Below are 309 nucleotides of genomic sequence, written 5' to 3' on the forward strand. Positions count from 1 at the left end.
GGCCTTCACCGGCGGCGAGAACGGCCTGCGCGGCATCAACGTACCGGCGCCCGCCCTGCCGGGCTTCTGCCTCAATCTCCTCGACCCGGTGGTGAAGTACTACGCCGCGCTGGCCGTCGTCGGCGTCGCGGTCTGGCTGTTCTCGCGCCTGCTGTCGTCGCCCTTCGGGGCCGCCCTCGAGGCGATCCGCGAGAACGAGGGCCGGGCGCAGGCCTGCGGCTACGACGTGCGCCGCATGAAGCTCGCGGCCTTCGTGATCTCCGGGGCCCTGTGCGGCCCCGCGGGCGGGCACCAGGCGATCCACCTCTC

At 73.5% G+C, this 309-nt stretch carries 1 protein-coding gene; it reads left to right on the forward strand.

Annotated features, from left to right (window positions below):
* A partial coding sequence (locus tag ACLBXO_RS32000; protein ID WP_447687947.1) for an ABC transporter permease subunit occupies positions 1-309 on the forward strand: 309 nt, incomplete at both ends.

The organism is Methylobacterium sp. C33D (assembly GCF_053345825.1).